General features: G+C 57.0%; 13 protein-coding genes. 6 read left to right on the top strand and 7 right to left on the bottom strand.

Annotated elements, in window-relative coordinates; translation table 11 throughout:
• Window positions 1-134 precede the first annotated feature (134 nt).
• Window positions 135-500 (bottom strand): DUF6124 family protein, encoded by a 366-nt coding sequence (locus ACA048_RS15760; protein WP_497625256.1) that lies wholly within the window; start codon window positions 498-500, stop codon window positions 135-137.
• Window positions 501-967: 467 nt separating this feature from the next.
• On the opposite strand from ACA048_RS15760, the gene ACA048_RS15765 reads away from it, so the two are divergent.
• Together ACA048_RS15765 and rarD are read left to right on the top strand one after the other, a co-directional pair.
• Window positions 968-1,981, top strand: coding sequence for an aldo/keto reductase (locus ACA048_RS15765; RefSeq protein WP_497625257.1), 1,014 nt, complete (start codon window positions 968-970; stop codon window positions 1,979-1,981).
• Window positions 1,982-2,175: 194 nt separating this feature from the next.
• The gene (gene rarD, locus ACA048_RS15770) at window positions 2,176-3,057 is read left to right on the top strand and encodes an EamA family transporter RarD (RefSeq protein WP_497625258.1); all 882 of its coding nucleotides are present in this window, start codon (window positions 2,176-2,178) and stop codon (window positions 3,055-3,057) included.
• A 128-nt stretch (window positions 3,058-3,185) separates the two neighbouring features.
• Here the strand turns inward: rarD and hppD are convergent, their stop codons facing one another.
• Window positions 3,186-4,262 carry a 4-hydroxyphenylpyruvate dioxygenase gene (gene hppD / locus ACA048_RS15775; protein WP_497625259.1) on the bottom strand — a complete coding sequence of 359 codons (1,077 nt, stop codon included), beginning with the start codon at window positions 4,260-4,262 and terminating at the stop codon, window positions 3,186-3,188.
• A 262-nt stretch (window positions 4,263-4,524) separates the two neighbouring features.
• On the bottom strand, window positions 4,525-5,463 hold the full coding sequence (locus ACA048_RS15780) for a DMT family transporter (RefSeq protein WP_497625260.1): 939 nt from the start codon (window positions 5,461-5,463) through the stop codon (window positions 4,525-4,527).
• Window positions 5,464-5,539: 76 nt separating this feature from the next.
• Here ACA048_RS15780 and ACA048_RS15785 point away from each other — a divergent pair, with 76 nt between their 5' ends.
• The 3 genes from ACA048_RS15785 (at window position 5,540) to ACA048_RS15795 (ending at window position 8,663) form a co-directional block, all read left to right on the top strand.
• Window positions 5,540-6,412 carry a LysR family transcriptional regulator gene (locus ACA048_RS15785; protein WP_497625261.1) on the top strand — a complete coding sequence of 291 codons (873 nt, stop codon included), beginning with the start codon at window positions 5,540-5,542 and terminating at the stop codon, window positions 6,410-6,412.
• Window positions 6,413-6,527: 115 nt separating this feature from the next.
• Window positions 6,528-8,063: an EAL domain-containing protein gene (locus tag ACA048_RS15790; RefSeq protein ID WP_497625262.1), complete on the top strand. Its 1,536-nt coding sequence runs from the start codon at window positions 6,528-6,530 to the stop codon at window positions 8,061-8,063.
• Between the two features lie 234 nt (window positions 8,064-8,297).
• Window positions 8,298-8,663: a histone-like nucleoid-structuring protein, MvaT/MvaU family gene (locus tag ACA048_RS15795; RefSeq protein WP_223513479.1), complete on the top strand. Its 366-nt coding sequence runs from the start codon at window positions 8,298-8,300 to the stop codon at window positions 8,661-8,663.
• Window positions 8,664-8,841: 178 nt separating this feature from the next.
• Here the strand turns inward: ACA048_RS15795 and ACA048_RS15800 are convergent, their stop codons facing one another.
• Window positions 8,842-9,345 (bottom strand): DUF4946 domain-containing protein, encoded by a 504-nt coding sequence (locus ACA048_RS15800; protein ID WP_497629876.1) that lies wholly within the window; start codon window positions 9,343-9,345, stop codon window positions 8,842-8,844.
• 166 nt (window positions 9,346-9,511) lie between these two features.
• Between ACA048_RS15800 and gloA the strand changes: the two genes are divergently transcribed.
• The gene (gene gloA, locus ACA048_RS15805) at window positions 9,512-10,033 is read left to right on the top strand and encodes a lactoylglutathione lyase (RefSeq protein ID WP_497625263.1); all 522 of its coding nucleotides are present in this window, start codon (window positions 9,512-9,514) and stop codon (window positions 10,031-10,033) included.
• Window positions 10,034-10,233: 200 nt separating this feature from the next.
• On the opposite strand, the gene ahpF is transcribed toward gloA, so the two are convergent.
• From ahpF to ACA048_RS15820, 3 genes are all read right to left on the bottom strand, one after another.
• Window positions 10,234-11,799, bottom strand: coding sequence for an alkyl hydroperoxide reductase subunit F (ahpF, locus tag ACA048_RS15810; protein WP_497625264.1), 1,566 nt, complete (start codon window positions 11,797-11,799; stop codon window positions 10,234-10,236).
• A gap of 137 nt (window positions 11,800-11,936) precedes the next feature.
• Entirely contained in the window at window positions 11,937-12,500 is a 564-nt protein-coding gene (ahpC, locus tag ACA048_RS15815) for an alkyl hydroperoxide reductase subunit C (protein ID WP_007975937.1), read from the bottom strand.
• Window positions 12,501-12,650: 150 nt separating this feature from the next.
• Window positions 12,651-13,589: a site-specific integrase gene (locus ACA048_RS15820; protein ID WP_497625265.1), complete on the bottom strand. Its 939-nt coding sequence runs from the start codon at window positions 13,587-13,589 to the stop codon at window positions 12,651-12,653.
• Between the last annotated feature and the right edge of the window lie 24 nt (window positions 13,590-13,613).

Genomic DNA, 13,613 nt, shown 5'->3' on the forward strand with positions numbered 1-13,613 from the left:
TAGCATTTGATCGTTCCCACGCTCTGCGTGGGAATGCCTCACGGGACGCTCCGCGTTCCAGCTCTCAAAGGGACGCAGAGCGTCCGGGGCTGCATTCCCACGCGGAGCGTGGGAACGATCATCTTGAGACCGATTTAGCTATGCGGGTCGACGTTGTCGAGCATCCGGTTCACCGCCAGTTCACCCAGCATCACGGAGTTTTGAATGCCCAGCAGTGTATGGCGCTGTGTGCCGTTCAGTTGCCCGGCGAAATCGCTCAACATCACACTCGCTGACGCCAATGTTTCACAGGCGTTGACCAGCAGGGTTTCGTGATCGGTGTCGGCACCGACGGAATAGATAGTGCTGGGTTTGCGTGGCGTGTCTTTGGGGATGACCGGTTTCAGGTAGTAATCGAGGGCGCGGTCGGCGGCGGTGTTGAGTTTTTTTGAATCCGTGGATTCGTAGGGGGATACGTCGTCGGTGTCGGCTTCTGGTGGGTTGGGTGTGATCTTGAACATAAGAAAAGCTCCTCTCATCGTATAAAGGAGCCGTCACTCTCGCTACCAAACGAGGGGTGGCGGCCATGCGCAGGTTGGTAGGCCGGGATGTGAGGAGACCGGCGCGCCCGAAAGCGCCCTGTGCATGACCACCATAAAATCGAGGCAAAAATATGCCGCGATGGTGATGCTTAGCACCTCACATAAAACCGGGCCTACCAAACCCGATCGCTGTTTTTCAGCGACGAGCAAACGATAGAGCCCAGCCCCAAGGCGCACAAGCCGGCGGATTCTGGCGCAGTCGTAGGCAACGGCGCAAGGTTATGTAGCCTCCAGCCCTATCCCTCCCGCCCGTTTAAACATTGCTGTTTATTGCCACAGGCTCATTCCTACACTGGCTCCACCATTGAGCTGATATTCCGATTGCCCCCGACGACGGTTCTGGTATTTGATTGAGGCCTTTCCCCCACCGGTAAAAGGATTTCCTCATGAGCTATCGCACGCTGGGTCATTCGGGTTTACAGGTCTCCACCCTGACCCTGGGTACCATGATGTTCGGCGAACAGACCAGCACCGAAGATTCCCTGCGGATCATCGACAAGGCCTGGGACCAGGGCATCAATTTCATCGACACCGCGGACGTTTACACCGGCGGTCGTTCTGAAGAAATCGTCGGCGAGGCGATTGCCGGCAATCGCCACGAATGGGTGTTGGCGACCAAGGTCGGTTTCGGCCCGATGGACGGAGTGCCCAACCGTAGCGGCTTGAGCCGCAAACACATCTTTAATGGCATCGACGCCAGCCTCACGCGTTTGGGCACCGACTACCTCGACATCTATTACCTGCACCGCGAAGACCACAACACGCCGCTGGAAGTGACCGTGTCGGCGATGGGCGATTTGATTCGCCAGGGCAAGGTTCGTTATTGGGGGTTGTCCAACTACCGTGGCTGGCGCATTGCCGAGGTGATTCGCATCGCTGATCAACTGGGCGTCGACCGGCCGGTGATCAGCCAGCCGCTGTACAACATCGTCAACCGTCAGGCGGAAACCGAGCAGATCACCGCCGCGCACAATTATGGCCTCGGTGTGGTGCCCTACAGTCCGCTGGCCCGCGGAGTACTCAGCGGTAAATACGCGCCAGGCGTGAAACCGGACGCCAACAGCCGCGCAGGGCGCGCAGACAAACGCATTCTGGAAACCGAATGGCGGGTTGAGTCGTTGCGCATTGCCCAGCAAATCCAGCAGTACACCCAGGAACATGGCGTGGGGATTGTCGAGTTTGCGATTGCCTGGGTGTTGAACAACAGCGCCGTCACTTCAGCCATTGTCGGGCCGCGTACCGAGGAACAGTGGGACGCCTACACCAAGGCGCAAGCGGTGAAGATTACGGCTGAGGACGAGGCGTTTATTGATTCGCTGGTGGTGCCTGGGCATTCATCGACACCGGGGTTTAATGATGTGAGCCATTTTGTGTCTGGTCGTAAACCCCACACCAACTGAAGAAACACAATCCTCTGTGGGAGCGTGGCTTGCCCGCGAAGCAGGCACCCCGGTGCATCAGATAGACCGAGTAGAGGCCATCGCGGGCAAGCCACGCTCCCACAGGGGGACTGTGCTGATCAGTCGGACAATATTTGTTACGAAAACCACGTATCCTCTGCGCCCCGTTTCACGTTCAACCTCGCGAGGGCAGTTTGTCTAAAGGTATCGCTTTATCGGTTTCGGCTTCGGTGTTGTTTGCCGTCATGTATTACTACACGTCGTTGCTCACCCCATTGAGCGGCGTGGAAATTTTCGGCTGGCGGATGTTGCTGACCGTGCCCTGCATGACGGTGTTCATGGTGGTGTCCGGGGAATGGAAGCGCGTGGTCGAGATTGTCCGGCGTGCCACGGCGAATCCGAAATTGATCGCCGCGCTGATCGCCTCCTCTGCCTTGCTCGGCGTACAACTCTGGCTGTTCATGTGGGCGCCGCTCAATGGCTACAGCCTGGACGTGTCACTCGGGTATTTCCTGCTGCCATTGACGATGGTGCTGACCGGGCGGATCGCCTATGGCGAACGTCTGTCCTATCTGCAAAAAGTCGCCGTGGTACTGGCGTGCCTCGGCGTGATCAATGAGGTGTATCAGGTCGGCGGTTTTTCCTGGGCGACCTTGCTGGTGTGCATCGGCTATCCGACCTATTTCATCGTGCGCAAGCGCTTGGCCTCGGACAACCTTGGCGGCCTGTGGCTGGACATGGCGTTGACGCTGCCGGTGGCGGTCTGGTTTGTGCAAAGTGGCGAGCAAGGCTTCGGCGTGTTCGATCAGTACCCGTGGCTGTCGCTATTGATCCCTATGCTGGGAGTGATCAGCGCTTCGGCGTTGGTGGTCTACATCATCGCCAGCCGGTTGTTGCCGTTCAGCCTTTTCGGGTTGTTGAGTTATGTCGAGCCGGTGTTGTTGCTGGGCGTGGCATTGCTGCTGGGGGAAAGCATCAAGCCTGGGGAATGGCTGACTTACATTCCGATCTGGCTCGCGGTGGTGGTACTGGTGTTCGAAGGTTTCAAACACCTGATGCGGCACCGCAGACCTTAAGCCCCACCCAAAAACAAATGTAGGAGTGAGCCTGCTCGCGATAGCTATCTGTCAGTCAACGATGATGTTGAATTTGACGACGCTATCGCGAGCAGGCTTACTCCCACAATTATTAGCGGTGCAGCAGCTTACTCGGTTGCGAGTACGCCACGACGAACCTGATCCCGTTCGATCGATTCGAACAGTGCCTTGAAGTTGCCTTCGCCGAAGCCATCGTCGCCTTTACGCTGGATGAATTCAAAGAACACCGGCCCCATCAAGGTTTCCGAGAAGATCTGCAGCAGCAGACGCTTGTCACCCGACTCGGACGAACCGTCCAGCAAAATCCCGCGCGCTTGCAGTTGATCAACCGGCTCGCCGTGGTTCGGCAAACGGCCTTCGAGCATTTCGTAATAGGTTTCCGGTGGCGCGGTCATGAAGCGCATGCCGATGCTTTTCAGGTGATCCCAGGTCTTGAGCAGGTCATCGCTGAGGAAGGCCACGTGCTGGATGCCTTCACCGTTGAACTGCATCAGGAACTCTTCGATCTGCCCGGCGCCCTTGGACGATTCTTCGTTCAGCGGGATGCGGATCATGCCGTCCGGCGCGGTCATGGCCTTGGAGGTCAGGCCGGTGTATTCGCCCTTGATGTCGAAGTAGCGAATTTCGCGGAAGTTGAATAGCTTCTCGTAGAAGTTGGCCCAGTAGGCCATGCGACCGCGATAGACGTTGTGGGTCAGATGGTCGATGATTTTCAGGCCGGCACCGACCGGGTTGCGGTCCACACCTTCGATGAACACGAAGTCGATGTCGTAGATCGAGCTGCCCTCACCGAAACGGTCGATCAGGTACAGCGGCGCGCCGCCGATGCCTTTGATCGCTGGCAGGTTAAGTTCCATCGGGCCGGTTTCGATGTGGATCGGCTGGGCGCCGATTTCCAGCGCGCGCTTGTAGGCGAGCTGCGAATCCTTGACGCGGAACGCCATGCCGCACACCGACGGGCCGTGCTCGGCCGCGAAGTACGAAGCGACGCTGTGCGGTTCGTTGTTGAGGATCAGGTTGATCGCGCCCTGGCGATACAGGTGCACGTCTTTGGATCGGTGGGTCGCAACCTTGGTGAAGCCCATGATCTCGAAGATCGGCTCCAGGGTGTTCGGGGTTGGCGATGCGAATTCGATGAATTCAAAGCCCATCAAGCCCATTGGGTTTTCGTATAAATCTGCCATTTTGGCGCCTCATCATGCTTTTAGAATTAACAGCTGAAATTAACAAATGTTAGTTGCTAGCAATGCTGAGAGCCGCGGGTGGCGCACAGGAGATGCCCCGGACGCTGCGGGCGAGGAAGTCACCGTAGATCAATTGAAACCCAAAACTCTTCATTGTCGACCCAAGGCTCTTGCGGGCGAGGCTTCTGCTGCCAGAAGACGTTTATTATTGTATGCGTAACCCGATTCTACACAGCGTAAAACGGTTTGTCCGCCTTCTGTATCAAATCCCCTTTTTCACTACTCGTGCAAGGGGTTTGTTGCAGAGGCAAATCCCCGACAGAATCAGCACACCACCAAGGCACATCGCCGGCGTCAACGACTCCCCCAGCAACAGTGCGCCGAGGATGACGGCGGTCAGCGGATTCAAGGCAATGAACACGCCTGAACGCGTCGCACCGATCTGGCGAATGCCGTCGTAATAACCAATGTAGGCCAGCGCCGAGCCCAATACGCCGAGGGACAGCAGGCTAAGCCATTGTTGCGGACCGAGGCTGATCAGTGCGCTGACACTCAGTTCACCGCGCACGGCACTGGTCGCCCAGAGCATCGCGGTGCCCAGCAGAATCGAATACGTCACCGTCTGCACGGGTCCCAACGATTGATTCAGTTCTTTGGAAAACAGCGAATAAATCCCCCAGCCAAGCACGCAGCCGAAAATCAGCAGGTCTCCGATCCAGGCATCGGCATTGCCGACCAACGACTGGGGATTACGACTGACAATCACCACACTCGCCCCGGCAATACAGATCGCGATACCGAACACTTTCGCCCGATTCAAGCGCTCCTTGAACAGCCACCACGAGGCGAGGCCGATCACAGCCGGGTTCAGCGCAACGATCAACGAGGCTCGAGAGGCATTGATGTAGTGCAACCCATAAAAGAAGCACAGGTTGTAAAAGAAGATCCCGAAAAACCCCAGCAGCGCCAGTTGCAGCCATTGCCGCAGGTTGGGCCGGGACAAAGGGACTCGCGCCAGCAGCAGAAACAGCAGCAGCGCCGCGCTGGCCAGCAAGAACCTGAGGCTAGCGGCGAACAACGGGCTGAGGGTGTCGGCCAGAAACCGCCCAGCCACAAACGTCCCGCCCCAGATCATGGTGACGGCGGCGAGCTTCAGATACACCAGGGCGTGCGATGTCGTTGTTTGCACAAAGATTGTCATAGGGGGCAAAACCAGGCTTAGGCGGATGACGTATCATTCGACTAATGACCGATCATCGTAAAATGAGTAAATACTCATGACTCTGACACAGCTCGAGATTTTCTCGCTGGTTGCCGAACTGCGCGGGTTCACAGCGGCTGCCAATCGCTTGGGGATTTCCCAATCAGCGGTTTCTCACGCGCTCAAGTCGCTGGAACAGGAACTCGGCGTCGAATTGTTGCGGCGGCATCAGTCCCAGGTCGAACTGAGCGACATCGGCCAGCAACTGTTATTGCGCGCCAGGTCAATGCTCGGCCTCGCCAACACCTTGCGCCAGGAAGCCGCCGATGCGCGCGGGATGAAACGCGGCACGCTGCGCATCGGCTCGTTTGGCCCGACCTCGTCGATCAGACTGTTACCGCTGATCCTGCAACACTACCGCGCGGCCCACCCCGGCATTGAAGTCCACATTGACGAAGGCCCGGACCGCCAGGTTATTCAATGGCTTGAAGAGCGGCGAATCGATATCGGCTTTGTGGTGCTGCCCGAAGATCGCTTCGACACGTTTGCGCTGCTTGAAGACCAGATGGTTGCACTGCTTCCCGCTGATCACGCGCTAGCGGGGCGTGACAGCCTGAGCTTGAGCGACTTGTGCAACGCCCCATTCGTGCTGACCGAAGCCGGGTCTTCGGAGCTGGTCTCACGCCTGTTCAGCGCCGCCCGTCTGACACCGAATATCCGTTATCGCTGCTCACAATTGATCAGCACGCTGGACACAGTGGGCCGCGGTGATGCGCTGACCGTCGTCGCAGAAAGCTCGCTGCCTGACGACGACAATCGCCGATATGTGAAAAAACCACTCTCGCCCGCCGTCATTCGCCAGGTCGGGCTGGCGGTGCTTGACCAGCGCCAGTCGTCACCCGCCACGTTAGCCTTCGTTAAATTGGCCACCGGCTTGAACGTCCGTTGAGCGGCATAAGCGCTCAGGTCCGACTATCATGCCCACTACCTGAACTCTTTTTGGGAGGCGTGTTGTCGTCCTGCCAGCATTTGAGAGCCCTGCTTCTTCGTGAGAGATTTCGCGGATGCCATTGAGTGCCCAAAGCCGTCGCCCGTTGCGCACCCGCATTATGGTGACCCTTCTGTGTGGGCTGCTCCCGGTGATATTGGGCTGCGTCATTCTCTATATGCAGGCTGGACGGGCTCTCAAGCAAAGCAGCCGGCTGACCGCAGACGAAGCCCTGCGCCAATTCGAACTGATGCTCGACAATACTGCACAGTCCGCACGAGAACTGCTGCCGCTGGCCGGCCAAAATTGCAACGACGTCAAGCTGGCCCTGCGCGAACAGGTCACGCGCCGCCCGTTTGTGCGCTCCGCCAGTCTGGTATGGGACGACACCATTTATTGCAACTCTTTGTTCGGCGAGGTCCAGGAAAAGATCACTGCCGGCGACTATGCGCAAGGCAGGCTGCTGCTCATGAGTGGCAATCCGGTCACCCCCAATACGGCGGTGCTGGTGTACCGCCTGAGTGAGGGCAAACAAGGCGCGCTGACGACACTGGACGGTTACCACTTAAGTACCGTGCTGCGCCTGATAGGTCGCAACACATTGCTGCTACTGCAAGTTGGCCCGAACTGGTTGTCCGCCGACGGCAAGGTCCATGGAGGCGCCCTGCCCGCCTTGCCCGTGGCCGAAAGGGAACGTTCTTCCTCGCGCTATGCCTTTATCGTCTCCGCCGGCTTCCCCGAGGGCGAAACCTGGCGCTACATCGCCAGCGAATACCCGCCGCTGTTCAGCCTGCTGATTTTTTTTGGTGTGGTGTCGGGCGCCATTGGGCACTTCCTGCAAAAACGTTCATGGTCGCCTACTCGCGAAATGCAGCGCGCCCTGGCTGCGGGAGAGTTTGTCGCGTATTTTCAGCCGGTCGTGCATGGCGATACCAGGAAGTGGTCCGGCACCGAAGTGCTGATGCGCTGGAAACACCCGAAGGAAGGCTTGGTACGCCCTGAAATGTTCATCCCGTTTGCCGAAGATTCCGGACTGATCGTGCCCATGACCCGTTCACTGATGCGACAGGCCGCCCAATGGCTAGGCCCTGTTTCTAGCTCGTTCAGTGAACCCTTTCACATCGGCATCAACATCACCGCCCGTCACTGCAACGACCTGAAACTGGTCGAAGACTGTCGTGAGTTTCTCAGAGCCTTCACACCCGGCTCCATCAACCTTGTGCTGGAACTGACCGAGCGCGAACTGATAAAGCCGAGCGACGTTACGCTCCAGTTGTTCGAACAGCTTCATGCGCTGGGTGTGATGATCGCGATTGACGACTTTGGTACCGGGCACTCCAGCCTGGGATATCTGCGTCAGTTCAATGTGGACTTCCTGAAAATCGACCAGAGCTTTGTTGCCATGATCGGCATCGACGCCCTTTCGCGGCACATTCTGGACAGCATCATCGAACTCTCGGCCAAGCTCGATCTGGGGATCGTCGCCGAAGGCGTGGAAACCCAAGAACAAAGTGACTATCTGAGCGCCCACGGCGTGAACTTCCTGCAAGGTTATCTGTACGGTCGTCCGATGCCCGGCGCAGAATTCATTAACGCTCTAACCCACCATTAACTAGTGACTTTAAGCGACGGGACATCGACAACCCGCACCAAATTGAATCCAGAGACTACTGTTTGTTACATGAAGAAAAAGTCAGGATTTACTCTTGGCCAATTAACTACTACAATTTTTCATGCCTGTGCAGAATTGGCAGGTGAGCCACTATCACCGAGTCGCTTCAAGGCTCTTGGCTTATAGCTTTGTTTGCGGTTGGTATCAGCCAAACACACTATTGGAGTAAAGATATTGTCCAGACTCGCTGAATTTCGTGCAGCTGAAAAGGCCCTTCAGGAACAGCTCAAGCAGCTGGAATCGCTGAAGAATGATGCCGGGCTCAAGAAAGAAATCGAATTCGAAGAAAAGCTCCAGGGGCTGATGAAAACCTACGGCAAGAGCCTGCGTGACATCATCGCCATTCTCGATCCGAACCCGGCAAAATCCGGTCTGCAACAAGCAAAAACGCCTAAAACCCGCCGTGCTCGCGTGGTCAAGGTCTATCAGAACCCGCACACGGGTGAACTGATTGAAACCAAGGGTGGCAACCACCGCGGCCTGAAAGCCTGGAAGGAACAATACGGTGCATCCACTGTTGATTCCTGGCTGCGCAGCTAACAGCTTGCGGTTATAAAAAAGCCCTGCCAATGCAGGGCTTTTTTTATGGATACCCTCTAAATGCAACGATTGGAGGGGGATCAACTCGCAACTTGCCGATTAACTTAGTGTTTAGTGCCTTTGGGTATCTAAAAATGTCGGAACCCGCCAAAATCCGCCGCCACGTAAAATCCCGGCACTAAAGTTTCAAGCTGTTACGGATCGCTTCAATTTCTTCCTGACTTTCCTTGTAAGCCTCGGCCTGCCCCGCGTACGAAAGAACATAGGCGTTATCGGCATCCACCGCCCCAACCAATGTTTGCGACAGCACATGTCGTCCGTTCTGGGTAATGGTGCAGGTAGTTTCCAGGGCCGACAGGCGGCTCAGTGTCGCTGGATGAATCTTGTTACAGACACTTTGATAGCCGCTTTGAAAGAAGTCCTTTTGCACCGCTTTACGCATTTCCAGCAGCACGCCCTGCACATTCACCTGATGACCGCTCTCCACCTGAGTCATGGTCAATTCCATGACCATCACCGGCGTGCCGCTTTGATCGTTTTTGACCGCGCGCTGACGGGACACTTTAGAGCCGGAGTCTTCCTGCGCGAAGGCTTCGACTTCCCAGCCACTTGGCCACGTCAGCTGTGGCGCCTCTGCATGAGCGTTGGCAACCGCTGACAAAATGCCGAGCATGACGAACATCGATTTACAGAATCGAACCATTGCAATAAACACTCACGGATTGAACCGTAAAGTCTGAGCCTCGCCCGCCTGGCAGGCAATAGCTGACGGTTTGGGTTTGGTGATGTCTGAGGCCTTGCGTATCATTGTCCCCATTCGTTAGCCCCACTTATTTTCCGGAGGGCCCATGAGCCTACACGAATTGAACACTTTCCCAGGCGTCACCGCCCAGCCTGATACCGCGACCCAGAAGTTCGTCTTCAACCACACCATGCTTCGGGTCAAGGACATCACCAAGTCCCTGGATTTCTACACGCGTATCTTCGGTTTCACTCTGGTGGAAAAACGCGACTTCCCTGAAGCGGAATTCAGCCTGTATTTCCTGGCCCTGGTCGACAAAAACCAGATCCCGGCCGACGCTGCTGCTCGCACCGAGTGGATGAAGTCGATCCCCGGCATTCTCGAACTGACCCACAACCACGGAACCGAGAGCGATCCGGACCTCGCCTACCACAACGGCAACACCGACCCGCGCGGTTTCGGTCATATCTGCATTTCCGTGCCGGACATCCGCGCGGCGTGCGAGCGTTTTGAAGCACTGGGCTGTGATTTCCAGAAGCGCTTGAATGACGGGCGCATGAAGAGCCTGGCCTTCATCAAGGACCCGGATGCATACTGGGTTGAGATCATCCAGCCAGCGCCGCTGTAAGCCTCGGCACATGCCCTTGTAGGAGCGTGCTTGCCCGCGAAAGCGCAATGTCAGTCAACAAAGATGTCGAATGATAAGCCGCCTTCGCAGGCAAGTCGGATCGCCGCACCGCCGCTCCCACAGAAAGCAATTCAAAAATAAGCCGAGCACAAAAAAACCCCATGATCACTCATGGGGTTTTGTGTTTTCAGCGTCGGCGTTTACGCCGGGGCCGAGGTCCGGATCAGGTGATCAAACGCGCTCAGGGAAGCCTTCGCGCCCTCGCCCACGGCGATTACAATCTGTTTGTAGGGCACAGTGGTCACGTCACCGGCAGCGAACACGCCCGGTATCGAGGTTTCACCGCGAGCATCGACGATGATCTCGCCACGAGGCGATAGCTCGATGGTGCCTTTGAGCCAATCGGTGTTGGGCAGCAAACCGATCTGCACGAAGATGCCTTCCAGCTCGACCGTACGCAACTCGTCCGTCTGACGATCCTTGTAGCGCAAGCCGTTGACCTTCTGACCGTCGCCCAACACTGCAGTGGTTTGTGCACTGGTGATAACGGTGACGTTGGGCAGACTGTGCAACTTGCGCTGCAAGACCGCGTCGGCGCGCAACTGCACGTCGAATTCCAGCAAAGTCACGTGAGACACAATGCCGGCCAGATCGATCGCCGCTTCAACGCCGGAGTTACCGCCGCCGATCACCGCCACACGCTTGCCCTTGAACAGCGGACCGTCGCAGTGTGGACAGAAACATACGCCCTTGGCTTTGTATTGCTGTTCGCCCGGCACACCCATTTCACGCCAGCGCGCACCAGTGGCAAGAATCAGCGCCTTGGTTTTCAGCGTGGCGCCGCTTTCGAACCGAACCTCATGCAACTCGCCCGGGTTCTTCGCTGGAATCAGCGCGGTGGCCCGTTGCAGGTTCATGATATCGACGTCGTATTGCTTGACGTGTTCTTCAAGGGCACTGGCCAGTTTCGGCCCTTCGGTTTCCTGCACGGAAATGAAGTTTTCGATGGCCATGGTGTCGAGCACCTGCCCACCAAAACGTTCCGCCGCCACGCCCGTGCGAATGCCCTTACGCGCTGCGTAAATGGCCGCCGAAGCACCGGCCGGGCCGCCGCCGACGACCAACACGTCAAAGGCGTCCTTGGCACTGAGCTTCTCGGCTTGACGTTCGATGCCGCTGGTGTCGAGCTTGGCGAGGATTTCTTCAAGGCCCATGCGGCCCTGACCGAAATTCACACCGTTCAGGTAAATGCTTGGCACCGCCATGACCTGGCGTTCATCGACTTCGGCCTGGAACAGTGCACCGTCGATGGCGACGTGGCGGATGTTCGGATTTAACACAGCCATCAGGTTCAGTGCCTGGACGACGTCCGGGCAGTTCTGGCAGGACAGCGAGAAGTAAGTCTCGAAGCTGAACTCACCTTTGAGTGAGCGAATCTGTTCGATCACTTCAACACTGGCCTTCGAGGGGTGGCCACCGACTTGCAGCAGCGCCAACACCAACGAAGTGAATTCGTGGCCCATCGGGATGCCGGCGAAACGCAGGCTGATGTCAGCGCCTGGGCGATTGATCGAAAACGATGGCTTGCGTGCATCGTCACCGTTATCGAGCAAAGTAATTTGGGTGGAAAGACTGGCAACGTCTTTCAACAGTTCGAGCAATTCCTGGGATTTCGCACCGTCGTCTAGGGAAGCAACGATCTCGATCGGCTGAGTGACCCGTTCCAGGTACGATTTCAACTGGGCTTTAAGATTGGCGTCCAACATACGGGCGATTTCCTTTCTTCTGTTTCATAAAAAGCAGACATAAAAAAACGCCCGAGCGAATCTCGCCCGGGCGTTTTTGAGGGCGGTTGCAGCTTACTTAGGTGCGGAATCCCGCCCTGATGATGCGATCCACAGACTTAGATCTTGCCGACCAGGTCCAGGGACGGAGCCAGAGTGGCCTCGCCTTCTTTCCACTTGGCTGGGCAAACCTGGCCTGGGTGAGCAGCGACATACTGGGCAGCCTTGATTTTACGCAGCAGCTCGGAAGCGTCACGGCCAACGCCGCCATCGTTCAGTTCAACGATTTTGATCTGGCCTTCAGGGTTGATCACGAAGGTGCCACGGTCAGCCAGGCCTGCTTCTTCGATCAGCACATCGAAGTTGCGGGAGATGGCGTGAGTCGGGTCGCCGATCATGGTGTACTGGATTTTGCCGATGGCTGGCGAAGTGTTGTGCCAGGCAGCGTGGGCAAAGTGGGTATCGGTGGAAACGCTGTAGATTTCGACGCCCAGTTTCTGGAACGCGTCGTAGTTGTCAGCCAGGTCTTCCAGTTCGGTCGGGCAAACGAAGGTGAAGTCAGCCGGGTAGAAGAAAACGACAGACCATTTGCCTTTCAGGTCAGCATCCGACACTTTTACGAAGTCGCCATTTTTGAAGGCGTCAGCTTTGAACGGTTTAACTTGGCTGTTGATGATAGGCATCGATGACTCTCCGTCAGGGTTGAAAAGTTTGGTTGAAAAGTTGATGTGGTGAATCCTACCCACTCGATCCCCGGATGGCTCATTGGCAAACCTCATCCTGCTGATTTGTTTTCGCTATTAGCCGACGGTATTAATAGAAGAAAACGCGATCTACAGCGCCAACGGCTTTTCAGCGAGTCGGGCCATGCCGAGAAACGGGCTGGCTTCAACATAGCGCATGGCGGACTTCATATCCTTCCAGCCCACGTAACTCATCAGCGACTTCAAGTCCCAACCGCTTTGATGAGCCCAACTGGCAAACCCGCGTCGCAAGGAGTGACTGGTGTAGTGCTCGGCGGGAATGCCCGCACGCTCCAGCGCTTGGCGCAGTAGCGGGATGACGCTGTTGGCGTGTAACCCCTCCTCGCTCAAGTGCCCCCAGCGGTCGATCCCCCGGAACACCGGTCCGCGAACCAACGCAGCTTCGGTGATCCACTGGATGTAGGCGTTCACCGGGCATAGACGCTGCAAAGCTGGGGTCTGGTAAGTCTTGCCGAGGTTCTCGCGGTCGCTCTTGGTGCGCGGCAAGTAGAGCGTGATGCCCGAACTGGCGATCGCCTGAACGTGCTCGATCTGTACACGACACAGCTCATCACTGCGAAACCCACGCCAGAATCCCAAGAGGATCAGCGCCATGTCGCGCCGAGCCCGCAAGAGCGCAGGTTGGTCCTGCTTTGCCTTGGCTTCTGCCGCTTCCTTCTCCAGCCAAGCAACCACCTGCTCCAGATGCTGCAGCTGCAACGGTTCGGCCTGTTTTTCCTGAGCCGGATGCAACGCGCGAACACCCTTGAAGACTTTGCGCACCACCGGCGCCTTGGTTGGATCGGGAAACCCTTGGCTGTTGTGCCACTGCGCCAGCGCCGACAAACGCAACTTCAGCGTGTTGATCGACAACTCCCCCGCATACGCCACCAGATAGCGCGCGACGCTATCGGCAGTCGCAGGCAGAAATCCGCCCCAACTGACTTCGAAATGCTCAATCGCTGCCCGGTAGCTGCGGCGGGTGTTGTCGCGCGTGGCGGCCTGTAGGTATCGATCCAGCTCAGTCATCGGCTCAACTCTCTAAAACGTACC

Source organism: Pseudomonas sp. LBUM1659, from assembly GCF_059716045.1.